Origin of the sequence: Actinomadura sp. RB99, assembly GCF_014706005.1 — a bacterium.
Lineage (GTDB): Bacteria > Actinomycetota > Actinomycetes > Streptosporangiales > Streptosporangiaceae > Spirillospora.
Genome location: NZ_JABMCA010000087.1, coordinates 1 through 23,881, shown reverse-complemented (window position 1 = coordinate 23,881; position 23,881 = coordinate 1). Strand labels below are relative to the sequence as shown.

Sequence of the window (23,881 nt, the reverse complement as noted above, 5' to 3'; positions counted from 1 at the left end):
CGCCATGAACCTTCCCACGCACACCGACGTGCTCGTCGTCGGCGCCGGCCCGGTCGGCCTGGCGCTCACCGCTTCGCTCGCCGCCAAGGGCGTGTCCACGATGCTGATCGACAGGCAGGCCGAGGGCGCGAACACCTCGCGGGCGGCGGTCGTGCACGCCCGCACCCTCGAAGTGCTCACCGAGCTCGACGTCACCGAGAAGCTGGTGGCACGCGGCATCGTCGTCCCGCACGCGACGATCCGTGAGCGGGACCGGGTCCTTCTGCATGTTGACTTCGGTGATCTGCCCACCGAGTACCCGTTCGCGCTGCTGATCCCGCAGGACGTCACCGAGCGGATCCTCCTCGAGCGGCTGGTCGGCGCCGGTGGCCGGGTGACGCGCCCCTGCGAACTCACCGCGCTCTCCCAGGACGCCGACGGCGTCACCGCCACCATGGCCACCGGCGAGCGGATCCGCGCACGGTACGCCGTCGGCGCCGACGGGATGCACAGCCTGGTGCGAGACCAGGCGGGCATCGCCTTCCGGGGCGACACCTACCCGCAGTCGTTCGTCCTCGCCGACGCGTACCTGAGCGGGGACGTGCCGGACGCCGAGATCCGGCTCTACTTCTCCCCGGAGGGCGTCACCGTCCTCGCGCCCCTGCCCGGTGGCCGCCATCGGATCGTCGCCACGGTGGACGAGGCTCCCCCGGCGCCCGGCCACTCACACGTCCAGGGCCTGCTGAATACCCGCGGCCCCCAGGCGCGCCCGGCCACCGTCGACGAAATCGTGTGGAGTTCCCGCTTCCGGGTGCACCACCGTGTGGCCGAGCGTTACCGCGCCGGCCGGATGTTCCTCGCCGGCGACGCCGCCCACGTCCACAGCCCGGCCGGCGGGCAGGGCATGAACACCGGCTTGCAGGACGCTTTGAACCTGGCGTCCAAGCTCGTCGCGGTGATTCGCGACGGCGCCGACGAGATCGTCCTCGACGCCTACGAGACCGAGCGCCTGCCCGTCGCCGAGGAGGTCGTGTCCTTCACCGACAAGATGACCCGCGTCGCGACCGTGGACAACCCCGTGCTGCGCGCCGGGCGCAACACCGCCCTGCGCGCCCTGGACTGGATTCCCGCCGTCCACCGCAAGCTGGCCATGAACCTGTCCGAGCTGGCCCTCGATCCCCGGCACGACCGCTGACACCCGCCACGGGTCGCGCGCGATGTGTGGACGGCCGCTGGCGTTGCTTTTGTGCAGCCGTGCGTTCACCCCGCGAGAGCCGTTGCAAGCGGTGAAGCACTGCTCGCGGCGGCGGCCGCCTCCCCGCTGTGCTGGTCGAGCGGTTTCGGCCGGGTGTCCGGCATGGGTCTGGCGGACACCCGGTGATGGCCGCCGTAGACGATCGGGGTCGGCGTGCTGGTCCGCTTCTTGCACGGGCGTCCCCGGCCGTCACTCGGCGTCGTCTTGATCGCCGCGGCCATCGTCGCCCTGCTGGCTGGGAACCCGGTCGATGGCCGGGCTTTGGCGACCTCTGACGGCTCGCAGACGATGTCACGCTTCCAGGCGGGAGCGGCCGATGAGTACGAGGCCGCTGATGGTGGCGAGCACGGTGATCGACAGGTAGATCAGCCCGGCCTGGAAGCCGTGGTCGGCGGAGTCGAAGTACACGATGCCGATGATCGCGATACCGAGCGCCCCGGCGAGTTGCTGGCAGGTGGCGAGCACGCCGCTGGCCGCGCCCGCGTGGTGTGAGGCCACGCCGGCCAGGACTCGGCCGATCAGCGGCGCCATGACCATGCCCTGCCCGAGGCCGTTGACGGTGAGCAGCACGCTGAGCGCGAGCCGGTCCGGGACGAGGGCGTACTCCCCCGCGTAGGCGGCGAGCAGTAGCACGGCGCCGGCGATCAGGGAGCGGTCTCCGAACCGGGCCAGCAGCGGCCGGGCCAAGAGCGAGGTGGCGAAGAAGCCCAGTGCCAGCGGGGTGACCTGGAGGCCCGACTGCACCGGGGACAGCCCTTGGACGGCCTGGAGCTGCAACGCGAGCACGAAGAAGAACGAGCTCATCCCGGTGTAGAAGGCGAAGACCGTGAGCAGGCCCGCCCGGAACGCGCGGTCGGCGAACAGGCTCGGCGGCACCAGCGGATCGCCGCCCTTGCGCGCCGTCCGGTGCTGGTGCCGGCCGAACGCGCCGAGGACGAGGGCCGCCGCCACGAGGCTCGCGTACGACCAAGCGGGCCAGCCCTGCACCCGCCCCTCGGTCAGGGGAAGGATCAGCAAGACGAAGCCGGTGAAGGAGAGCGCACCACCGGTGACGTCCAAGCGGCTCCCGATCGGAGCCGCGAACGGCACGAGGGGACGCACCGCGGCGAGCGCGATGACACCGACGAAGATGTTGATGAGGAAGCACCAGCGCCAGCCCAGACCGGCGAGGTCCGCGCTGATGAGGCCGCCGCCGAGCAGTTGCCCGAACGCGGCCGCCAAGCCCAGCGCCAACCCGTAGAAGGTCATCGCGCGCGGCCGTTCCCGCTCGCCGAACATGTGCTGGATCAGCGTGAGGACCTGCGGGAACAGGAGGGCCGCGGCGGCGCCCTGGGCCGCTCGGGCGAGCACGAGGGCGTTGGCCGTGGGCGCGATCCCGCACAGCAGGGAGGCCGCGGTGAAGCCAGCCATGCCGAGGGCGAATGCGCGGCGCCGCCCCAACCGGTCACCGAGCCGCCCGCCGATGATCAGTAGCGCGGCGTAGGGCACCGCGTACCCGCCGACGATCAGCTCGGTCTGCCCGCTCGTCGCGTGCAGATCCGTCTCGATCGACGGGATGGCGACGTTGACGATGAAGAAGTCGAGGATCGGCATGAACACACCGGTGAGCACCACGACGAGAGCGAGCCACCGCCGGGCGCCATCGCTCTCCGCGTCCCGGCGGGCCGGCGACCGGAGGAGCGTTCGAGAGGTCATGGGATCAGCCTCGTCCCGCCGCCCCGCGCCATCCAGATTCCGCTCATAGCGGTACAACAAGTACCAGGCTAGGGTGATCACGCCATGCCGAACTCTCCGGAACGCCGCCGAGAGCTGGCCGGCTTCCTGCGAGGCCGACGGGAGCGTCTCTCCCCGCAGGCCGCCGGGCTACCGCCCGGCGGGCGCCGCCGCACGCCGGGACTCCGCCGCGAGGAGGTCGCCGTCCTCGCGGGCGTCTCACCCACCTGGTACACGTTCTTGGAGCAGGGCCGCGACGTCCGGGCGTCCGTCCAGGTCCTGGAGGCCCTTGCCCGCTCACTCCAGCTCGACGCCGGTGAGCGCACCCATCTCTTCCTGCTGGCCCATGGCGAGCACCCGCCGCTCGCCGTACCGGAGGTCGAGACGGTGGACCCGGCGCTGGCTTCGCTGCTCGCGCTTCTGGAACCGAACCCCGCGTACGTGACCGGCCGGCGCTGGGACGTACTGGCCGCCAACCGTCCCGGCCGGGCACTGTTCACCGACTGGTTCGCCCGCCCGCCCGGCGAACGCAACATCCTGCTCTACATGTTCACCGACCCGGCCGCCCGCGAGCGGCTCGTCGACTGGACGGGCGAGGCGCAGGCCCTGCTCGCGCGGTTCCGTGCGGCAGCAGGACGGTATGTCGAGGACCCCGCGTTCGTGGAGCTCATCTCCCACCTCCGCAACGCCTCGCCGGAGTTCAGGCAATGGTGGTCCCGCCACGACGTCAAGACCCGCAACAGCGGAACAAAGGTGCTGCACCACCCGGCCACCGGCCGCATGACGCTCACCCATACAGTGCTGCACACCGCCGAGGCACCAGAGCAGAAGCTCGTCGTCTACTACGCCGAACCCGGCAGCCAGGACGCCGAACGCCTAGCCCACCTCCTCCCCCGCGAGCGGCCCTGACGACCCCGGCCGTCCGCACACCATCGCGCGCTGCACCCCCCGTGCACCCCGCCGGTCCGCCGCGTCTTAACGGCCTTGTGAACTCCCGGGCCGGAACCCCGAACGAGAACGCCTCAGCTCACGAACGCCTCAAGCGGTGGGCCCGAGGGAGACAGTGCGTCTCCAGGTCGACGGCACCTTTGGAGGCGCTGAGATCCATGTCCGCTCCGTCAGACCTGACGACGGTGATGCCTGGCGGCACCGTCGCAGGAGGTGGTGACCCGGCGGCCGGCCCCGGCGACGTCGGTCGGCGGGCCCGCGTAAGCGCGGTCCTAATCCGTCCTCTCAAGGATCATGACGATATCCGCGCTCGCAGCGGCCAGGAGCGAACCGTCCGGACTGAAGGTCAGCTCACTGACATAGTGCGGAGTCCCTATGAAGGGAACCAGCTTTCGTTTGCCGTCGAAACTGGAAATCCGGGAACCGGTTCTGGCGTTCCAGATCCGCACGGTGTTCCGGTCATCGGTGGCAAGGGTCCGGCCGTCCGGGCTGAACACGACCTCGCTGACCGATCCCTTGCTCTCGGTGAGGGTGGTGACAAGGACACCGGTCCTGGCGTTCCACACCTTTATCGTCTTGTCCCAGCTGCTGGTGGCCAGCCTGGAACCGTCTGGACTGAACGCCGCCGCGCTGACCGTGTCCTTGTGTCCTGTGAGCGTGGTGATGAGGGCACCGGTCCTGGCGTTCCACATCTTCGCGGTGTGGTCCCCGCTGGTGGTGACGAGCATGGAGCCATCCGGGCTGAACACCGCGTCGCTGACGTAGTCGCGATGACCGGCGAGCGTTTTGACGAGTGCACCGGTCTTGGCGGTCCACAGCTTCGCGGTCCACACCGGAACACCAGGAACGGTGACCAATAATGAGCTGGCCGGGTTGAACCTCACCTTCCAGTTCACGCCGGAAGGATCATTGATCGTGGAGATGAGAGCACCGGTCCTGAAGTTCCACAGCTTCGGCCTCTCCGAGCCCGCGGTCACGAGCCTGGAGCCGTCCGGGCTGAACGCCAGGGTTCCGCCCCCGTACTCGTGGTCGGTCAGGGTGGTGATGAGCGCGCCGGTCCCGGCGCTCCATACCTTCACGGTGTCGTCCGAGCCCGCGGTGACGATCCTGGAACCGTCCGGACTGAACGCCACCGAGGAGACGAACTTGTCGTGTCCGCTGAGGGTGAAGCGAACACGGAAGCGCCGGTCCTCGCTCCCATCGTTGCCTCCGATGACGACGAAGGGGACCACTACCACCGCCGCCGCGACGGCGGCTGCGATGACGAGGGTGCGCCGCGGTATCAGCGGGGCCGACGAGATGCGTGCAGCGGTGTCGGGTTCTAAAGGTGAACCGCGTTCCCCGGGCGGATCGCCACGCCGTGGGACGGGCCGCAGCGGCACGTCCGGACGCGCAGGAGGCACGCCCGCGTCTTCGGAGCCGCGCAGACGGGCGAGCACCTCTTCCGCGGAACCGGGACGCTGGCCGGGCTCTTTGGCCAGCAGATCCAGGACGAGGCGGTCCAGGGCTTCGGGGATCTCCGGTCGGTCCGTGCTCGGCGCCGCCGGCTCCGCATTGAGATGCTGCCCCATGAACGCGTCGACCGACGGGCCCCGGAAGACCGGGTGCCCCGTCAGCAGGACGTACAGGATCCCGCCGAGGGCGTACAGGTCCGTGCGGTCGTCTACCGGGTCCCCGCGCCACTGCTCGGGAGCCATGTACGCCGGAGTACCCGCCTTCCGGCCATGGAGGGTGTGCGTCGCCGACGCCTCGGCGATATGAGCGATGCCGAAGTCGCAGATCTTGACCTGGTCCCCGTCCAGGAGCATCAGGTTCGCCGGCTTGAGGTCCCGGTGCACGACGCCGTGCTCATGGGCCGCGGCCAGCCCTTCCGCGATCCGCGCGGCCAGCGTCACCGCCCGCGGCACGGGAAGCCCGTGTGGATGCCCTGCCATCTCCTCGGCCAGGTCCTTGCCGCGCAGGAACTCCATGACCAGGTACCACTGGCCCTCGTGCTCGCCGAAGTCGTCGACCGCGGTGATGTTGCGATGGTTCAACCGAACCGCGATCTTCGCTTCCTGCCGGAACTTGCTCAACCAGACCGGGCCGCTCGCGGCGACGTCCCGGTGCAGGAACTTGACCGCGACGTCGCGGTCCCGCAGCAGATCGACCGCCTGCCACACCTGCCCGAAGCCTCCGCCGCCCAGCGTCCGTTCCAGCCGGTACCGGCCGGCGATCCGCAGCCCCGGCTCCGCCCCACCACCCCCGCGCACGATCCGCTGACAACAGGATCAGACAATCACGAACAAGTGGGACTGTCGCTCAAGATCGCATGGACGCGTGGGCGCCGCAGTCGCCGTAGCCGTCGATTTGGGAGAACCGAAGGAGGCAGGCCCCATGCCATTTCCCGGCCGACCCGCAAGGTCGGCTAGGTGAATCTGTGATACCAGGAGTCCGTTTCCCAGTCTCTCCGATCGCGCTCGTACACCTCCTCTGGAGCGAGCAGGTCGGCCGCTCCGGTGAGACGGAGGAATTCCGCGTCGAGACAGTTGTCCCAGTCGTCGGCGGACCGGTGCCGCCAGTCCGGGTCCGGATCGAGGCACGCCTCGTCCGGCTGGAACGACGCCCAATGCACGACCCGACCCCGCCAGCGATACTCGATCAGCGTGGCGGTCGAATCGTCGTGGGTCAGAGAGGCGAGCCAGGACGGGTGGATACTCGTCAGTTCCTCGCCGTCGATGCTCGGGGTGGTCGGCGTGAGCAGAGGCAGGTCCGCAGGGTCCGGGGACGGCAGAACCGTGGTGGGCGTGGCGCTGGGCCCGGGCCCGACGCGGGGCGAACGGTTGTTGCCGGTCCGGTAACTGCCAGCGACCCGCACTCGCCAGGTGCCATCAGGGTGCCGCCGCCACGACGCTTCCGGCGCCCTCGGCGGCCGCCCGTCCGCGGTGGTCACGCGGACCTCGTCGAAGCCGTACCGGCAGAACCGGCTCGGCCCGTCGACGTCGTGCCAGATCACATCCTGGGAACCGCCCTCGTCGAAGCGCCGCACCCAGATCGCGCTGTAGGCCCATCCGACATGGTTCTCACAGAACTCCACCAGGCCATTGCCCTTGCCAGACCCGTACTGGACGTCGACATAGCGTCCTTGTGGCCCGCGTCGGATACAGACCGGGACGTGATAGGACCCGCGGGGACCAAGCAGCATCCAGGCGATCCACTGTGCCTCGACCTCGTCTATCCGGCTGTCAGCCCGTGCATACACTCGCGCGAAGTCCGTGAAGATGTTCGACACCGAACAAGTGTGCCCGTCCCCCAGCAGCTCCCTCCACATGATTCCTCGGAGCCTGTCTCGCCGGAGCGGATCGTCCAGCCGGGCTTCCAGCTCTCACCGGTGGTTGTGACAGCCCAGCCGGGCGCCGTACGGCTCTGCCTTGTCGGCAAGGGGTCAAGTGCCCCGCCAGGTGACAGTGGCCACGCCGGTGAGGCGACGGCTCATCAGGTCGAACATGGCGAAGTGGATCATGGCTTCGGATCGGGTCGGCAGGTCTCGCAGTCGCGTGCCAGGCGGCGGTGCAGCATCAGCCAGCCGAACGTGCGCTCCACCATCCAGAGTGCCGTAGCGGGGCAAACCCTTGGTGGCGGAGTCGCGGCGGATGGGTTCCAAATCGATCCCAGGGTGGCGGCATGGTCGATGGCCTTGGTGCGGTAGGCAGTGTCGGCCCATTCCTTGGTAATCGTCGGGCGTGTCGCGGCCACGCCGGTCAGCCGAGGAAACAGATCCAGGCGCCCAAGGCCCGCCGCGGTGGTTCCACTCGCGGCCACACTTGCTCTTTCCACCTGAACGGCGTGATCACCGCCGAACCACTGCGCAGCCTGCGTCCGGACCCGTTCCTGCCATTCACGACCGATGACGCTCATCACACCGCCCTGGGGCTATCTGGCCACGCCGCCGACATACGCTCACACCACCAGCGCCTCCGCTCACCTGACCACCATCACTCATTAACCCGGGTTAGGCGCCGTTCGCGCGTCGCAGCGCAGGAGGGCATCGCCGGCGGGTCTCTGATGTGCAGAGCGAAGGGGCGGCGAGCCGGAACATGACGTGACCGTGCCGTTGGCCGAGATCCAGGCAGAAGCCTTGGTCTCGGTTGACATGATCACGATGGCGAGGCGGTCGCTCTGCTGGGTGAGGAGGCGTTGCAGGTCGAGGCTCTCACCGTCGTACGTGATGACCAGGCGACGCGAGGCGCCCGGGCAAAGCGCGTGAGCGTGTGTCTGCTGATCGTCGTGGGATAGCTTGAGCCGGGGGATCCGCTCCCATCAGGTCGTCCGCGTTCGGGCCGAGGAGCCGCGATGCATGTGGACGACTGAGCACAAGCTCGATGTCCATGTGTCATTTGGTAAGACATTCAGAACCAACCATATGTCGAACGCCACCTTCTGCGCCAAGACCGGCGAGCGATGCTCCACCCCAGGTGAACGGGTCGGGGACTGCCTGGATGGATGCCGGATACAAGCTTTTCGCCTCGGTCCCGTCCGTCGCGAGCATCTCGCCCTCTCCCGCCTTGACGCCGAGCCGTGCTCGGACGTCGCCGGGGCCGGCGGCCGGATGATCCGTTACTGGCATTGCAGGGTGACCGTGTTGCTCCAAAGTGTCTGGGTAAGAGCGTGTCTCACGTGGGTTGGGTCTGCCCTGAGGGATGATGCGGGATCGTGTCGTCGGATCTTGCGTTGCGGCTGGTGCCGGATGAGTTGTGGGAGCTTGCCGAGCCGCTGATCCCGGCGTTCAGACCGCGGCGGCAGGGCGGTGGGACGGCGGCGGTGAGCGATCGGGCGGTGTTCACCGCGATCGTGTACGTGCTGACCAGCGGGTGTGCGTGGCGGCATCTGCCTGCGGAGTTCGGCGTCAGTGTGCCGACCGCGCATCGCCGGTTCAGCACCTGGACGCGGGCGGGGCTGTGGCCGCGGCTGCATCGCGCGGTGCTGGACGAGTTGGGTGCCCGGGGTCAGGTGGACTGGGCGTCGGCGATCGTGGACGCCGCGGTTGTCCGCGCGAAAAGGGGGGCACGCTGACCGGCGCCAATCCGGTCGATCGGGGCAAGAAGGGCAGCAAACTCCACGTGCTGTCCGATGCCGCCGGGTTGCCGTTGGTGGTCGCGGTGTCGGCGGCCAACGTTCACGACAGTCAGGCGCTCAAGCCGCTGCTGATGGCGTTGCCGGCGATCCGATCGCGCCGTGGCCCACGTCGGCGACGGCCAGTGAAGATGCGTGCCGACAAGGCGTACCACTCCGCCGAGCACCGCACCTGGCTGCGGCGACGCAGAATCGTGCCGCGCATCGCCCGGCCCGGCATCGAGTCCGGTGAACGCCTGGGCCAACACCGCTGGGTGATCGAACGGACGCTGGCCTGGCTGCTCGGCTACCGGCGCCTGACCATCCGCTACGAACGCCACGGCCACCTGTTCAACGCCTTCCTCGTCCTCGCAGCCGCCATCACCTGCTACAAGAAGCTCACCAAACGGCCCACATGAGACATCCTCTAAGTCGAGTTTCCGAGCAGCAGCGAAGAGCCACGATGGGCGGGGCAAATCCCGCTGGCCCAGGTTCCGCCGATCACGCGCTGAGGCCACCGCTCGCTGTCCACGGCGCGCTTCGCGCTCCCGGGCAGGGCTTGATCATATCCGGGCGAGGATCTCGGCCTTCTTGGCTCGAATTCCTCGGGAGTGACGATGCCTGCGTCCCGCAGCTCGCCGAGCTTCCGCAGCGCCTCGAAGACGTCCTCGCAGGACGAGAACGGTTCCTGCGGCGCAGCCAGTACGGGCAGCGGCGCCGGCGAAAGCCCCGCTCCTCTCGGGGGCCGGGGCTTCCTCAAGACGGTGTTTGGGGTGTTAGCGCTTCAGGATCGCTACGAGGTTCGCGAACTCGTCGCGGCGCAGGGTGAGCTTGGCGCCGGCCGGGTTCTTGCTGTCGCGGATGCCCACGGTCTCGCCGAGGTCGGCCAGTTCGACGCAGTTGTCTCCGGCCTCACCGCTGCGCGATGACTTGCGCCAGTCACGTCTATCGCTCTCTCACAACCTTCCGCATCAGCTCGACCGACGCCTTCGGCGAAAGCGCCTCCGCTTGAAGCCTACTGAAGATCTCGCTGACGATCGTGAGGTCTCTCGGCTCCACGCTGGTCTCGCCACCGACGCTGCTCTCGATGTAGACGACCTCGCTGCGGTCGGGCTGCGTGGCGATGGTGAAGGCGGCCCGGGCATCACGCTGGTAGCCGATCGGAGCGATCTGGATCGGTGATGTTGTCATGCCCTGACATCTCGATCAGATGCTCCAACTGCTCGCGCATGATCTCCGGCGACGACGTGGTGACGATGTTCTGCGAGCGGATCGCGGCGATCCACAAGCGGGGCCGTGACCACTTGGAGGTGCTGCGGGAGGCGCACCGCGCCGAGTCCGAGCGGAGACTCGCGGGTCGACTCCCCGGCTTAGGAGATTTCACTATCGATTCGCCTCGAAGGACGCGAGTTCAGCCGGGCTCCGGGACAGCTCAACGGCGCAGACCGGAGCCGGGAGGTAGTCGCACGCGAAGATGGTGAGCAAGGCGCGGCCGAATTCTTCGAGTCCTTGACAGGTGGGGTGTTTGGGCTGCCGTGGGTGAAGCATCGCAGCACCTGCTCGGCTTCCGCCGTGTCGAGCCGCTCAGCGAAGCCACTGCGGCTGCCCCCGGGAGTTTCAGCGCTGCCACCGCCCGCTCGCGCAGCTTCCGGACAGCATCTTCGGTGTCCTGCCCGGCCTGCCCGTAACGGTTCGGACCGGCAAGGATCGCGTCCGCCAGCGCCTTCAGCACCTCCCGCGACACCTCCGCCCGCCGGTAAGTGTCGTACAGCGCGAAGTCGATCGGTCCCGTGTCGGTTTCGACCCGGAAGCGCGCGATCCCCGGGACCGTCACGATCCCCGCCCGTTGGAACGCCGGATTCCACTGCCGGCCCCGCCGGGGCGGGACGTCGTCGATCACGACATGCGCGGTCGCGAGATCGCAGCTCCGCAGCCCGTCGCGCATGCGGGCGCGCAGGACCGTCCCGTCCAACCACACCCCGGGATGGGCGAACCGGCGGCGCAGGCGCGGCACCGAAGGCCACACCACGGCGGTGGCGATCAGCACGGCCACGCCACCCGCCCAAGCGGCGACACCCGCCCGCGAACAGCTCCTCCTCGTCACACCGACGGTAAAGGCGGCCCCCAAAGCGGCCGCCATAAACGCCCCCACAGCCAGCCCGGCAATGGCACCCGCCTTCCGCGCGCCGGTGAGGCCGTTCAGTTCTGAATTGCGCCAGGCGAGGGGTTGCGAGAGCGAAAATCAAGGACAAATCGGACACATTTCGGCGGGAGTGTCCGGTCTCTCAGAACTACTCATTTCTGCGCACATGCAGCGCGACGGCGCTTACCTAGGTGATCGCTCGGACCGGCGTGGCGCGGCGTTGGAATCCCAACTCTGCGGTCATCGGCACCTCTCTGATCGCCACTGTTGGCACAGAGAGGGGCCAATGACCGCAAAGCCCCCCAGAAGCACGCGCACACCAGCGACCTGATGGCGGTGCGGCTCGTCACTCCGGGCACGATACCGGCGGCGCGGTCAGTAGCGGGACGCCGCGTTGTTCTCGGCCCAGAGCTTCTCCGCGTCGGAGCCCGCGGGGGGCGGTGCGATTCCGTTGATCATCCAGAGGTCTTCGCTGGTCTCGTCGACGTGGAACTCCCAGTGCAGCCCCGCGTGCCGTTCGAGGTAGGGCTGCAGCATGCCCTTGATCCACTGGGCGTTCCGGCGCCGGCTCTCCCGGTCGGGGCTTCGCCGGGCGATGTGGTCGATGGCGATGCGGACCCCGAGCGGGGTGGGCTCCCCACCGACGTAGAACTCCTCGGGCCGGGTCTCATGGAACACCGTGACCACATAGAACCGAGGCAACCCGACCTTTTCATAGTGGTCGGCTATGTGTGCGGCGAGTCGGCGCTTTTCCTCGTCGGTGAAGATTCCGGGTGTGTGATGAATAGTCCACAACGGCATGGCGGTTCGCCACTCCTCGATTGTTGGGTTGGGGTGTTCAACGGGAGACCGAGAAGGCCAGGTGCTCCACAGGGCCGGACAGCGCCGCCTTGGCGGCGACCGTGGCGTCGTCGGTGAGCACCTCCGTGGCCTCGGCCTCCAGGCCGTCGACGATCCGCGCGGCCACCTCGGCCGGCGTCGCCTTCGGCAGCTCGATGGCGGAGACCATCTCGGTGTCGATGAACCCTGCGTGTACGCCGACGACCTGGGTGTTCTGGCCCGCCAGTTCGAGTCGGAGCGAGTTCGTGACGGACCACGCCGCCGCCTTGGACGCCCCGTAGGCGCCGCTACCGGCCAGCCAGGACAGCACGGAGTGCATGTTCACCAGCGCGCCCCCGCCGTTCACGGCCAGGATCGGCGCGAACGCCCGCGCCATCCGCAGCGACCCGAAGACGTTGACGTCGAAGGTCACGACGGCGCGCTGGAAGTCACCCGTCAACAGCGGGCCAGGCAGCAGGATCCCAGCGTTGTTGAACACGATCTCCGCGTCGGCGGCGGCCTCCGCGAGTGCGGCGACCGACGCCTCCGAGCGGAGCTCCAGCTCGGCGGTGACCACCTCTGGACGGTCGTCGACGTACGCCGAGCGCGCGGTCGAGTACACCTTTCGGGCCCCGCGCGCCAGCACCTCGTCGACCAGCGCCGCGCCGAGTCCACGTCGGCCTCCGGTCACCACAACCACTTTGCCCGCTACGGCAACCACGGCACCTCCACCTGACTAACGATCTCGTTAGCGAGATCGAATCACACCCTGCTGAATAACGCAAGCGTTAGTTACACTGACGGGGTGGCGATGAACTTCGAGGAACGGCTGAGCGACCGGGATGCGTGGGCGATCGGCGACCGATGCTCGGCGGGTCGGGTGCTGGACCTGCTCAGCACCAAGACGGTGTTCCTAGTGGTTCGCGAATGCTTCTATGGCACAACCAGGTTCGACGACTTCGTGGCACGGATCGGGGCCTCGGCACCCGCGGTGTCGCGGGCGCTCAAACAGCTGAAGGTCGCGGGTGTCGTCGAGCCCGTTCCTTACCGGGAGCCGGGGAGCCGGGCCCGCGACGAGTACCGGCTGACCCAGGCCGGCGAGGACCTGCTGCCGGTGTTCCTGTCGCTGATGCAATGGGGCGACAAGTACCTGCAGGAAGACCGCCCGCCCCTGTCGTTCGTCGAGGCCGAAACCGGCCGTCCGGTACGGGCCCGCGTTACCGCCGAACCAGCGCCGGAGGCGATGTCCAACAACATCGAGATCCGGCTGAACCCCCCTGGCGGCGCGGCTGGCGGCCGCGACCGCAGCACCTAGGAATGTGATTTGAGACCTATGACGACACGCCTGGCGGACATCGCCGCGCACGCCGGGGTGAGCGAGGCGACCGTGAGCCGGGTCCTGAACGGCAAGCCGGGCGTGTCCCCGTCCACCCGCCAGGCGGTGCTGACCGCGCTGGACGTGCTCGGCTACGAGCGGCCGGCCCGGCTGCGCCAGCAGCGGGCCGGGCTGATCGGGCTGATCATCCCGGAGCTGACCAACCCGATCTTCCCGGCGTTCGCCGAGGTCATCGAGAGCGCGCTGGCCCGGCACGGGTACATGGCGGTGCTGTGCTCGCAGGCGCCGGACGGGGTCGCCGAGGACGACTACATCGAGATGCTGCTGGAGCGCGGCGTCGCGGGGATCATCTTCGTCAGCGGGCTGCACGCCAACGCCCGCTCGGACCGGGCCCGGTACGCGCGGCTGATCGAGCAGGCGCTGCCGGTCGTGCTCGTGAACGGGTACCGGCCCGACATCGACGCGCCGTTCATCTCCAATGACGACGTCGCGTCGCTGGAGGCGATCGTCGGGCATCTGGCCGCAATGGGCCACCGCCGGATCGGGCTGGCGATCGGGCAGGACGTGTACGTGCCGACGCGCCGCAAGACCGAGGGGTTCCGGCGGGCGATGGCCGCGCACACCGGGCTGCCGGCCGACGAGGTCGACTCGCTGGTCGTCAACACGATGTACACCGTCGAGGGCGGGCAGGCCGCGGCGGCCAAGCTGCTGGACGCCGGGTGCACGGCGATCTGCGGCGGCAACGACATCATGGCGCTCGGCGCGATCCGCGCGGCGCGGGCGCGCGGACTGCGGGTGCCCGAGGACGTGTCGGTGACCGGCATGGACGACTCACTGCTGACCGCCTACCTCGACCCGCCGCTGACCACGATCCGCCAAGCCGTGCGGGAGATGTCGATGGCGGCGGTCAGCACGGTGCTCGACGAGATCCGGGGCGCGCGGTCACCCCGCACGGAGCTGCTGTTCCGCCCGGAACTGGTCGTGCGGCGCTCCACAGCGCCCGTCCCGGCCGGCCGGCGGCTGTCCACCGTACAGGAGGGCCGAGCCGGGCCCCGACCGGGACCCCGCTGCAGTTGCTGCTCGCGCGCGCCCACTCCCCCACCGAGTACGCGCCCCTGTAGCACCACCTGACCACCGAGCACGCCTGGCACAGACTCCGAACTCGACGAGCATGTCGCAGTGGTTCGCGTCCGGCCTGAGATCTTGGAGATGCCGGAGGCAGTCGTCCAGACCGGCCGCGATCAGGAAACGGCTGCCCCTCCGGCAGTCGGGGCACCGAGAGACTGTGGGTGACCGAAGCGATCGCCACCCGCCCCAACCGCATCCCGCTGGCGTCGTCCACTCCGCATCCCCTCGGATCCTCGACGAGGTGATCGCCCTCGCGGCTCTGATTCACTCTCCGTGCGATCGCTTAAGGCATCTCAGCCTGAACGGCCCTAGGCAGCAGGACTTTCGTCCTTCCCGCAGCTCCGCAGGGTATCCCGGGCCGTCGTCCCCCGCGGCCGCTCGTCCGCGGGCGGAGCGGGCACGGCCGGCAGCGCAGGCGCCACCAGCACTGCCGGAACCGCCACCACGGGCAAGAGCGTCCTCGGCGCAGGTCGGCGCGAAGGCGCCGCAGCGGTCGCGGGTGCCGCACCTTGAGTCGGTTGATCCCGCAACCGACAATGCGCTCCACCGGCTGGACCAAAGAGTCTGCCGCATCCTGGCCACGGTCCACTCGGGTGCGATATTGAGGTTCGCCGTGCGCTCGGCCCCGGCGGCCCCGGAGCGAACCTCTCCGCTACCATCTGGCAGGTGTCGAAGTGGTGGGCAAGGTCGCTGTCCTGGTTCTTTCGGCGGCGCGAGGACAAACTCGCGCTTATCGACAAGGGAGGCGCTTCCCGGCTCGTCGATGTGTACGCGGCGGATGAGGTGAAGCCCGCCGAAGGCATGGCACCGATCGCGACGGACCGTCGGCACGAGCCGGTCGAGCGCCTGTCGTCCGAGCCGGTGCCCCCCAGACAGCCGAAGCCGCACGGGAAAAGGGTCCAAAAGACCCCCGGAGCGTTCCAGGTTCCCCTGCCGGGATTGGCCGAGCGTCATCGTGCTGAGGGCAGAGGCGGAAGCGAATTCAAACTGGCGTGGCTCGACTCCCCCATACCGCTCGTTCTCGTGGTTCGCTTTCACGGCTCCGGACCGAACCAGGCCGACCTCGTCCAGGGGGTGAGGAGGTGGACGCTGCTCCGGCGCGAGGATCGGGGCCGTACGGTGGTTCCGCTGCCGGTACGTGGCAGCGAGGACGTCCACCTCCTCATCGAGACGCGCGCCAAATGGTCGGCGTGGCTCCAGGCGGGTGACACTGTGCCTGTTATCGACGCCCGTTACGCCTCCCACGGTTCGTTCGTCCTCCGCTATCTTGACGGGCCCGCTCGCTTCCACATGGAGCACCGAGCACGTGGTGGGTTCTCCGTGACCGAGCTCACGCCGGAGTTCGAGCAGGGCCCGCGCGTCCTCTCAGGCAACGGACGGGCCGCTGCGACGGGCGAGCTGGCCGAGCCGGCGTTCCTGCATGTGCGGGCGGAGGGCGACTGGCAGATCACCGTGACCCCCAGGTGAGACATGCGCAAGTCGCCCGGCCGCGAGACCCGCTGCGGCCCGACATCGTCCAGATCGGCCCCGCCGCCCTGAACCGCGAGCCGGTCGCCTGGTCCGGCCTCGATCCGTAGACAGGTGAGACATGGCCGGCCGAGCTGGCCCACCATCTCAGGCTGGCGAACCAGACGGAGATCTTCTACGGAGTCCGTGATCCGCGCATACACTGTGCCGGCTCAACCGAGCCTTCCCGATCAGGTAGCCCGCATACGGCCGCCGCCGGGAGCATGCCACCGCACGGCCTCGGCAGGCGCTGGCCGATCCCGGGACCGTGCCGCCAGCGGCTCCGGCCGCGACGGCCGCCTCGGAACGCCACCGATGGCAACGGACCGCCCCGAGTGATCGAGACCGCGGTGTGCGCCGCGGGCGGAGTCCAACTTCAGGGTGCCAGGATCCGCGCCCACCAGCCGTCGCGCAGGTAGCCGAGCTCCTTCGCGATTCCTCGCGTTCGGCGTTCTCGCCGGACTTCTTTCGGCAAAGGCCCCGGATGCACCCTGCTTCGGCGACTGCGTGGATCTGCCGGTCAGGCAACTATCCCTTGTGGACACGCGCGCGTATCCCACGAGGCCACCGGTCCGTACGGTCGGTAGGGGGCGAAAGAGATCGGCACTGACGTCGTCCCGAGTGGCTACATCCGCCAGATCGCATAGAAAACAGCGCTCTCATTTTCTAGAGTACGTCGGCTCTCTGGCCCTTTATGGGAGTGATCCGACGCAGATCCTAAGCGCGCCGCCGCTTGCTGATCTCGCTGAAGAATCGGTCGATTGTTGATATCACCAGACAGGATGGTTTCACCGCGGGTACGGGAACTGCTGGATCCGAGTGGAGAGAAGGTGGTAAACTGGGCAGTTTCCGATGTGCGGCCCCATACACGAGCGATGGGTGCGGACGGAGCGTTGTCGGTGTCGTCTGCTTCCATGGGGCCATGGACTACGAAGACGAGCTCGCTGCGATCCGGGAGTTGTGCCTGGAGCGCATGGGAGAACGGCTGGGACAGAAGGTAGCCGCCCTGGCCAAGCGGGGTTTCATGCTCAAACCAGTGAGTGACGACGCCCCACCGACCGGCCGCTGCCAGGCCCGCGGCCCGGCACTCCTTGAGCCAGGCACACCCTGGCCGGAGAACCGAGCAGGTGTACCGCTCACGGTGGTCGCCGTGCTTGACACGGACGCCCTTGCCCCATGGCTCGCTGATGAACTACCCGCCCGGCTCGGCCTGGTCAACGTCTTCCATCTGGAGCCGGACCCTCAATACGCCGAGGATTCCCGGTTCGCGGAGACCCTGGGGCGGTACCAGAAATGGAGCCGCCGGTTTGACAACGATCTGGACTGCCAGATCGTCTTGGCCGACCCGGCGCACGCGGTGGAAGTGCCGGCACCGGCACCGGCCAGCACCTTCGAACCACGCCTTCTGCACGCCGCCCCGGTCATCACCCTGCCCTCCGTGGACGGGGAAATGGTAGACCCGGCCCTGAAGACACTGGACTACCGCTCTGAACCCGAGTTCGATGACGATGACTGGCAACCTCCAGCCGAGCGGTTCGTGCAGGAGCCGCTTCGTGGTGTCTGGCGAGACCACTGTCGGACTGCTCTGAGACTCGGACGCGAAGACGAAGAGGGATGGTTCCGTGTTGACCAGGCCTTTGGCTGGCCGTACATCGACACCTGGCTAATGGACAAAAAGAACGAGGAGTATACTCACATCCTCACACTATCCGGCGATGTTCTCTGGCCTCACGGAGATGGAATCCACCGCGTCATGGCCCCGGTGAGCGCGCTCCAAACCGGTGACTTCGCAAATGTGCTGTACGAAACGGACGGCCTGCACTGAGCGTTACCGACGGTGGCCGATTCGACTGAGGTATGGGCGCATGCCGCAGGAAGCTCCTTGCCGTTGCACAGGCGTCAACCGACCAGGGCGGCGCAGAAACGCATCGCCCGCGTCGGAGGAGACCTCCTCGACCGTCCACCACGTGACGCTGGCCAGCCCCTGCGCCGTACTGACGATTCACGGTCGGGCGGCCAGGACCAGGTGTCGCCAGGACGGTGACGCCGACAAGCACCTGCGTCGCAACGACGCCTCGCCCCGAACAGCCTCTACTTGGCGTCTCATCGCAGCTTCCGTTCAGGTGCAGAACGCTAGAGTGTCTTGTGAGCATGCTTGGAGGGGCGGAGCGGTCGACCTTGATCAACACGGCCAAGCTTTATAGGATCACCCGATGAGGCATGACGACCTTCCGACCCTTGAGCTCGCTTTCCCGGGTCCGGAGCGTGACCGTGGTGTGGCGGCGATCTTGAGCGGTCACAAGACCGCGCTCACGGGACTTTTGGAGATCTACGAGCACGCCAAAGAGGCGGTACCGGTGGCTGGCCAGCGATTCTCAGTGCTTGATTCCGAAGGCCGTCCGGCCGTCACCATCATGCTCGTCGACGTCCGTGTCGTTCCCATGAAGGAGATCGACGACGACTTCGCGCGATCCGAGGGACGCGGATACTCTGACGCGGCCGAGTGGCGGGCCGCCCACAAGGAATTCTTCCGGAGCGATGGTGTGAGCGAGTACTTGGGACACACCCCCGTCATCAATGACGACACTCTGGTCGTTGCGGAACGCTTCCGGGTGGTCGAGCCCGACGAGTCGGGTGTTCAGTGATTCGTCTCTGAGAGCGGGATCCACTTCGGCAAGGGACTCAGGGCGCCACCCGGCCCCCACCGCGCCGGCCTTCGTCTGAACCAGATACTGGCCGCCGTGCACCGCGAGGCGGGGAGGGCCGACGTCCTGCTGTCGGCCCTCCCCTGTCCTTGGGCTTCGTCTGCAGAAGACTTTCTTGCCGTGGTGATGATGAGCCATGCGGCGATGGCGAAGGCTGGGGTTCTGTTCGCGCAGGTGAAAGGCGATGGCGAGCATGGCGTCGTCGGTGACGGCGGCTCCACCGATATTTTTACTACGGGGCAGACGTAATCGTGACCTGCAGGGATGAGCCCGCGATTTTACCCGCGTCCCATGCCCGACACGGGCGGACATGACGGTGAACACCATCCCGCATGGGCCGCGGGTTCCTGGAAACTCTCCGGTGAAGAATTTCAAGCCGATGTTTGAGGCCCTGTACTCCTCGGCCGGCGCCGTCAGTTCGATGGTCCGGCCTGGCCGCTCGTGCTCGTGCACCCACAAGCTTGCGGCCCTGTCCCTTACCCGATCCGTCGCGCTTGCTGCAGGCGACGGACGGCGCCACCGAGGCGTCCCGTCTGCCGCTCATGCCTCGATTCTGAGCGGGCAAGGCGGGCTCGAGGCCCTTGGGTTCGCGGAAGGTGGCGCCGTAGCGTGCGTCAGGCAGGTCGGCCGGCGGTGGCGGCGTAGTGCGCGGCGATGTCGTCGCTGGTGGTGTTCCACACGCCGGGGTGGTTGACGACGTACTCCAGTGCCTGGTCGAGGTACTTCAGGCGGAACGCCTGCCCGGTGACGAAGGGATGCAGGGCCAGGGCCATGACCCGCCCGCTGTGCTCGGAGTCGGCGTACAGCTGGTCAAGCTGATCCTTGACGATCTGCACGAAGTCGGGGCCGCTGATGGAGTGGGCGGTGAACAGTCCCAGGTCGTTGAGTTCGAGGGTGTACGGGACGCTCATCATGCCGGGCACGTTCAGGTGGTACGGCTGGTCGTCGCTGGTCCAGTCCAGCAGGTAGTCCAAGCCGAGCTCGGCCAGCAGCGCCGGGGTCTGGAACGTCTCGCTCAGGGCCGGTCCCAGCCAGCCGCGGGGGCGGCGTCCGGTCGCCTTCTCGATGGTCTCGACGACGTCGGTCAGGTACGCCCGTTCCTGCGCCTCCACCTCGGACTGCACGGTGGAGTTGTTCTTGCCGTGCGCGAGCCAGGCCCAGTCTCGGGCCCTGCCGGCCTCGATGATCTGCGGGTACTGCTCGGCGACGTCCGAGTTGAGCAGCACGCTCGGACGCACGCCGTTGCGGTCGAACGCCTCGATCATCCGCCAGATCGCCACCCGCGGGCCGTAGTCACGCCAACCGTGGTTCAGGGGGTCGGGCACGAGCGCGGCGGTCGCCTGGTTGATGCTGGTGGACGGCTTGCCCAGCACGAAGTGCTCGACGTTGAGCCCTACATAGAACGCCACTCGGGCCCCTCCGGGCCAGGTGATGGGCGTGCGTTCGGTGATCGGACTGTAGTCGTACAGCTCATTGCGCATGAGAGCTCCTGCCAGAGGGGTCGTTCCGCCCACCTTGAGCGGAGATACGATACGGTCCGTGCCGTGATACGGACCGTATCGTATCCCTAACTATAGAGGGGAGCATCGAGGCGGTGTCAACACGGACCGGATCGTCTCCCCAATGCGGTAGCTTGAGAAGCCACAGAGGATGAGGTGATATGAGCCCGTCGCACGCTCCCGATCCCGCCCGGCGCAATCCTGAGACGACTGCCGCGATCCTCGAGGCCGCTCTGGCCATGGCCAGCGAGAGCGGCCTGGCGAAGGTCAGTATCGAGGGCATCGCGGCGCGCGCGGGCGTCGGCAAACGGACGATCTACCGCTGGTGGCCCTCCAAGGGTTCAGTCGTCTTGGATGCTTGGGCACAGCGGCTCGAGGACCTGTCTTACGAGGATCTGCAATCAGCGCAGAGCGACGACTTCGAGGGCGACCTGAAGCAGATACTCAAGGACTCGTGGCTCGGCGCGATCGGCGACTCGCGCCCCGTGCTGGCCTGGCTCATCGGCGAGGCGCAGCACGACACGGGCCTCGCCATCGAACTGAGAGACCGCCTTATCGGTCCTGCCAGGGACCGGATGGCCGCGCGGATCCGCCGCGCGCAAGAAAAGGGACAGGTCGCCCCCGACATCGATCCGTACCGTGCCATCGATCTCATCTATGCCCAGTTGTACTACCGCCTACTGGTCGCGCCCGGCCCGCACGACGAGGCGTTCACGGAAAGCGTCGCCGACCTCGCCCTCCGCGGGCTGCGGCCGCGGTAAGAAGGATCTTGGGCACGGTGTCGTTGGTGGTGTGGCTGCAGTCCCTCCAGCGGCTCGGTCACCTCTCGGAGATCGAAGACGTCCTAGCGGCCCTGCCTAGCCATGTTCCCTGCGTGCTGGGTCTGGCCGATGGAGTGAAGTTGTGGCCTGCGGTTCCGATGTCGGTCGGCCGCTTGTTCACTCTTCGGGCCTAGAAGTGAGGGTGGTGAGGGCGGTGGCGATCTGGTCGAGGCGGGTGGTGTTGAGGGAGTAGAGGACGTAGTAGCCATCGCGTCGAGTGGTGGTGAGTCCTGCCTGTGTGAGCTGGTGGAGGTGGCGGGAGATCACCGACGGCGACAGGCTGAGCAGTGTGGCGAGTTCCTGGGTGCTGCGGCCTTGGGTGGCGAGGTGGGCGAGGATCTGCAGGCGTGGTGCTGCGGCCAGGGCCCGCAAAGTAGTGAGGGTGTCCTCCTGACTGATGGGGCGGGCGGCCGAAGCAGGGGCGAGGGGCAGGGCGGGGTAGGTTATCCGCTGAGGCCATGGCTGGTCGCAGGTGACACGGACGTGGGGCCAGACATAGTGGCTGGCCGTGAATGTCACGGGGCGGCCGCGGGTGACCTCGATGTCGTGGTCGTGCGGTCGGTCGAGCCGGAGCGTTCGCCGGGCGGGGTCGATACGGATCTGCGGGACCAGGGAGCGAAGCATCGGAAACAGGCCTTGGTGGGCTATCCGGCTTCCCGTCCGCGCGATCGACTCGTACAGGGAAGGCTCGACGCGTTCCCACTCGACGGCGAAAGCAGTGCTCCAGTAGTCCTCCAGTACGGCGAGCACATCTTCCAGGACGGGGCGAGGGTCGGTGAGGATGACGCTCAGCCGTGCCGCCCGGTCGGGTTCGGCCTGTTGGAGTTCGGCGAGGACCGCGTCGCGGACGGCGGAGTCCTCGATGAGGTGGTGCCCGGTATAGCGGGTGGTGTCAATGAGGGTCTGGGCGAGTTCAGTGGCCAGCAGGGTAGGCGGCAGCGCCCGTATGGCGGCGATCTGGTCCGCGAAATCGGCGTCGTGATCGCCCGCCCGGCTTTCGAAGAACGCCGGAATGTAATCGACCACTGCGAAGCCGTGTTCGCGTATCCGCCGACGCAGGGCGGTGGGCAGCCGGCGGCAGCGCCGCACCCACGGTATGTGCAGGGCGTGGTGGCCTGGGTCTGTCAGCACGTGCCAGGAGTGGACGGCTTCGAGCAGCGGAGAGACAGAGAAGGCGATGTCCTCCTCGGCCGTCTCGGTGAACCGCATCGTGATCACGATTGCAGGATTCCACAATCAGTTGATCGGTTCTAGCTGCGTCGGTCAGGCTCGGGAGCGGACAACGGCCTCCTCGCCGCAGGTCACTCTCCTTCCCCGACCCGAAAGCCGCAGGTCGCCCTATGAATACGCCCGATTTTTCTTGGCAAGCCGTGCTGGACGCGGACGGCTGCGCATACACCGTCCACGAGCACGCCCCCGCGCGCAGCGCCGCTGAGCGTCAGACGTTGCCCTTTCCCTTGTCACAGGCCGTCAAGACGCTTGCCTTCACCACCCGGAACATTCCGCTCGTCCTCGCGGCCCTGCGCGCGGAGGACCAGGTGGACTTCGCCCGCCTCGCGCTTGCCATCGGTGTCGGCCGCTCCCAGCTGCGCATGGCGGACGCCAGCCTGCTCGCCGTGGAGGGCCTGAATCCGGGTGGCATACCTCCAGTCAGTCACCGTCCGGCTGTGCCGTGCCTCATCGACACTGCCGTCGCGGAACCGCCCCGCTCCGTCTACTGCGGCGCCGGCTCTGCTGACCGCACTCTCCAAATCGAGTCCGCCGTGCTGGCCCGCCTCCCCCGTGCACGCGTGACGTCCTTCTCCCGGTAGTCCGCCTCGGGCGGCGCCGGTGCCGGCCCGCTCCACGTACAGCAAGCACGTGCCGCGCCGCCGTCCCATCAGCAGCGTGGCAGTGATGAGGAAGAACTGGCTCATGGTGACCCGCGAAAGCCTCCTCGAGTTCGCCGCAATGTCCCTCGTCGTGATCGCGATCCCCGGTCCGAGCGTCCTGTTCGTCGTCGGCCGCGCGCTCGCCCACGGTCGCCGTACCGCGCTCGCCACCGTCGTGGGCAACCTCCTGGGCTGCTATGCCCTCGTCCTGGTCGTCGCCCTCGGCCTGGGCTCCCTCGTCCAAGGCTCGGCCTTCGCGTTCACGGCGGTGAAAATGGCCGGCGCCATCTACCTCGCCTACCTCGGCGTCCAGGCGTTCCGCCACCGCGACCAAATGCGCACCGCCCTGGCAGGCGATAAGGCCGAACGACGTGGCGCCCTGTCCACCGTCTTCGACGGCCTGCTCGTCGGCGCCACCAACCCCAAAGGCCTGGTCTTCTTCGCCGCGTTCCTGCCGCAGTTCGTCAACCACAGCGCCGGACACATCCCGCTGCAAATGATGGTCCTCGGCCTGGTCCCAGCCGGCATCGGCCTGATCTGCGACACCGCCTGGGCCTTGAGCGCATCGGCCGCCCGGACCTGGCTCGCCGTCTCCGACCGCCGCACATCGATGATCGGCGCCGCGGGCGGCATCGCACTGATCTGCCTCGGCCTCACCATCGCCACCACCCGCCACTGACCTCCTCCAAAGCAGTTGGGAGAGGATTCCCGACTGCCTTGACCAGCTATACGGTGGCTTGGGACCCATCGCAGCCCGCCACAGCGGCGACATCAACGCTCTTCGACGTCTACGTCGAAGCCGAACTCGCCAGCTCAACGGCGCCGGCTGCGGCCGTTCCGTCGGTCCGTTGATCGATGGTCGAATCAGTGACGGTTCTGGTCGGGGCGGGTGTTTCGGAGGTTGTCGAGGGGGCCGTTGACGATGTGCTGCAGACCGGTGAGCAGAGTGCGGCGGTCGCTGTCGGGCAGGTCGGCGAGCAGGGCGTTCTCGATCTTGTGGAGGTCGGCGGCGACCGCGGACCTCACCTCGAGGCCGGCGGCGGTCGCTTCGACGACCCGGACGCGGC

General features: G+C 68.0%; 24 protein-coding genes. 12 read left to right on the top strand and 12 right to left on the bottom strand.

Annotation, left to right across the window (positions count from 1 at the left end; all coding sequences use genetic code 11):
* Positions 1–4: 4 nt before the first annotated feature.
* Positions 5–1,174: an FAD-dependent monooxygenase gene (locus tag amrb99_RS43085; RefSeq protein WP_190867558.1), complete on the top strand. Its 1,170-nt coding sequence runs from the start codon at positions 5–7 to the stop codon at positions 1,172–1,174.
* A 351-nt stretch (positions 1,175–1,525) separates the two neighbouring features.
* On the opposite strand, the gene amrb99_RS43080 is transcribed toward amrb99_RS43085, so the two are convergent.
* The gene (locus amrb99_RS43080) at positions 1,526–2,929 is read right to left on the bottom strand and encodes an MFS transporter (protein ID WP_190867556.1); all 1,404 of its coding nucleotides are present in this window, start codon (positions 2,927–2,929) and stop codon (positions 1,526–1,528) included.
* 84 nt (positions 2,930–3,013) lie between these two features.
* On the opposite strand from amrb99_RS43080, the gene amrb99_RS43075 reads away from it, so the two are divergent.
* On the top strand, positions 3,014–3,856 hold the full coding sequence (locus tag amrb99_RS43075) for a helix-turn-helix transcriptional regulator (RefSeq protein WP_190867554.1): 843 nt from the start codon (positions 3,014–3,016) through the stop codon (positions 3,854–3,856).
* Positions 3,857–4,167: 311 nt separating this feature from the next.
* On the opposite strand, the gene amrb99_RS43070 is transcribed toward amrb99_RS43075, so the two are convergent.
* From amrb99_RS43070 to amrb99_RS50340, 3 genes are all read right to left on the bottom strand, one after another.
* Complete coding sequence (locus tag amrb99_RS43070; RefSeq protein ID WP_190867552.1) at positions 4,168–6,147, bottom strand: serine/threonine-protein kinase; 1,980 nt, start codon at positions 6,145–6,147, stop codon at positions 4,168–4,170.
* A 155-nt stretch (positions 6,148–6,302) separates the two neighbouring features.
* On the bottom strand, positions 6,303–7,166 hold the full coding sequence (locus amrb99_RS43065) for a hypothetical protein (RefSeq protein ID WP_190867550.1): 864 nt from the start codon (positions 7,164–7,166) through the stop codon (positions 6,303–6,305).
* Positions 7,167–7,393: 227 nt separating this feature from the next.
* A complete protein-coding gene (locus amrb99_RS50340; RefSeq protein ID WP_206700340.1) occupies positions 7,394–7,792 on the bottom strand; it encodes a hypothetical protein in 399 nt (132 codons plus the stop codon).
* 795 nt (positions 7,793–8,587) lie between these two features.
* Between amrb99_RS50340 and amrb99_RS43055 the strand changes: the two genes are divergently transcribed.
* Positions 8,588–9,405, top strand: a protein-coding gene (locus amrb99_RS43055) for an IS5 family transposase (RefSeq protein WP_347257108.1) whose coding sequence is annotated in 2 segments (ribosomal slippage) — positions 8,588–8,935 and positions 8,938–9,405 — 816 coding nt in all. Because the reading frame shifts where the segments join, the coding sequence is not laid out codon by codon here.
* Between the two features lie 357 nt (positions 9,406–9,762).
* Here amrb99_RS43055 and amrb99_RS43050 read toward each other — a convergent pair.
* The 5 genes from amrb99_RS43050 to amrb99_RS43030 form a co-directional block, all read right to left on the bottom strand.
* The gene (locus amrb99_RS43050; RefSeq protein WP_347257110.1) at positions 9,763–9,876 is read right to left on the bottom strand and encodes a DUF397 domain-containing protein; all 114 of its coding nucleotides are present in this window, start codon (positions 9,874–9,876) and stop codon (positions 9,763–9,765) included.
* Between the two features lie 55 nt (positions 9,877–9,931).
* A complete protein-coding gene (locus tag amrb99_RS43045; protein WP_190867546.1) occupies positions 9,932–10,177 on the bottom strand; it encodes a Scr1 family TA system antitoxin-like transcriptional regulator in 246 nt (81 codons plus the stop codon).
* A 241-nt stretch (positions 10,178–10,418) separates the two neighbouring features.
* Entirely contained in the window at positions 10,419–11,039 is a 621-nt protein-coding gene (locus amrb99_RS43040) for a hypothetical protein (protein ID WP_190867544.1), read from the bottom strand.
* A 465-nt stretch (positions 11,040–11,504) separates the two neighbouring features.
* Complete coding sequence (locus amrb99_RS43035; protein WP_190867542.1) at positions 11,505–11,930, bottom strand: tautomerase family protein; 426 nt, start codon at positions 11,928–11,930, stop codon at positions 11,505–11,507.
* Between the two features lie 37 nt (positions 11,931–11,967).
* Positions 11,968–12,669, bottom strand: a complete 702-nt coding sequence (locus amrb99_RS43030) for an SDR family oxidoreductase (RefSeq protein WP_190867541.1) — start codon at positions 12,667–12,669, stop codon at positions 11,968–11,970.
* A gap of 90 nt (positions 12,670–12,759) precedes the next feature.
* On the opposite strand from amrb99_RS43030, the gene amrb99_RS43025 reads away from it, so the two are divergent.
* The 6 genes from amrb99_RS43025 (at position 12,760) to amrb99_RS43000 (ending at position 18,872) form a co-directional block, all read left to right on the top strand.
* Positions 12,760–13,263 carry a helix-turn-helix domain-containing protein gene (locus amrb99_RS43025; protein WP_194737687.1) on the top strand — a complete coding sequence of 168 codons (504 nt, stop codon included), beginning with the start codon at positions 12,760–12,762 and terminating at the stop codon, positions 13,261–13,263.
* An 18-nt stretch (positions 13,264–13,281) separates the two neighbouring features.
* A complete protein-coding gene (locus tag amrb99_RS43020) occupies positions 13,282–14,415 on the top strand; it encodes a LacI family DNA-binding transcriptional regulator (protein ID WP_190867537.1) in 1,134 nt (377 codons plus the stop codon).
* 663 nt (positions 14,416–15,078) lie between these two features.
* A complete protein-coding gene (locus amrb99_RS43015) occupies positions 15,079–15,879 on the top strand; it encodes a hypothetical protein (RefSeq protein ID WP_190867535.1) in 801 nt (266 codons plus the stop codon).
* Positions 15,880–16,840: 961 nt separating this feature from the next.
* Positions 16,841–17,743 carry a DUF1963 domain-containing protein gene (locus amrb99_RS43010; RefSeq protein WP_190867532.1) on the top strand — a complete coding sequence of 301 codons (903 nt, stop codon included), beginning with the start codon at positions 16,841–16,843 and terminating at the stop codon, positions 17,741–17,743.
* 388 nt (positions 17,744–18,131) lie between these two features.
* Positions 18,132–18,563 (top strand): ASCH domain-containing protein, encoded by a 432-nt coding sequence (locus amrb99_RS43005; RefSeq protein WP_190867530.1) that lies wholly within the window; start codon positions 18,132–18,134, stop codon positions 18,561–18,563.
* 96 nt (positions 18,564–18,659) lie between these two features.
* Positions 18,660–18,872 (top strand): hypothetical protein, encoded by a 213-nt coding sequence (locus amrb99_RS43000; protein WP_190867528.1) that lies wholly within the window; start codon positions 18,660–18,662, stop codon positions 18,870–18,872.
* Between the two features lie 365 nt (positions 18,873–19,237).
* Here the strand turns inward: amrb99_RS43000 and amrb99_RS42995 are convergent, their stop codons facing one another.
* Positions 19,238–20,104 (bottom strand): polysaccharide deacetylase family protein, encoded by an 867-nt coding sequence (locus tag amrb99_RS42995; protein WP_190867526.1) that lies wholly within the window; start codon positions 20,102–20,104, stop codon positions 19,238–19,240.
* A 179-nt stretch (positions 20,105–20,283) separates the two neighbouring features.
* Here amrb99_RS42995 and amrb99_RS42990 point away from each other — a divergent pair, with 179 nt between their 5' ends.
* On the top strand, positions 20,284–20,883 hold the full coding sequence (locus amrb99_RS42990; RefSeq protein WP_190867523.1) for a TetR/AcrR family transcriptional regulator: 600 nt from the start codon (positions 20,284–20,286) through the stop codon (positions 20,881–20,883).
* A gap of 177 nt (positions 20,884–21,060) precedes the next feature.
* On the opposite strand, the gene amrb99_RS42985 is transcribed toward amrb99_RS42990, so the two are convergent.
* Positions 21,061–22,152: a DUF5937 family protein gene (locus amrb99_RS42985; protein WP_241756481.1), complete on the bottom strand. Its 1,092-nt coding sequence runs from the start codon at positions 22,150–22,152 to the stop codon at positions 21,061–21,063.
* Positions 22,153–22,283: 131 nt separating this feature from the next.
* Between amrb99_RS42985 and amrb99_RS42980 the strand changes: the two genes are divergently transcribed.
* The gene (locus amrb99_RS42980) at positions 22,284–22,754 is read left to right on the top strand and encodes a YbaK/EbsC family protein (RefSeq protein WP_190867519.1); all 471 of its coding nucleotides are present in this window, start codon (positions 22,284–22,286) and stop codon (positions 22,752–22,754) included.
* 49 nt (positions 22,755–22,803) lie between these two features.
* A complete protein-coding gene (locus tag amrb99_RS42975) occupies positions 22,804–23,493 on the top strand; it encodes a LysE family translocator (protein ID WP_347257107.1) in 690 nt (229 codons plus the stop codon).
* A 185-nt stretch (positions 23,494–23,678) separates the two neighbouring features.
* Here the strand turns inward: amrb99_RS42975 and amrb99_RS42970 are convergent.
* A partial coding sequence (locus amrb99_RS42970; protein ID WP_206700339.1) for a hypothetical protein occupies positions 23,679–23,881 on the bottom strand: 203 nt, incomplete at its 5' end.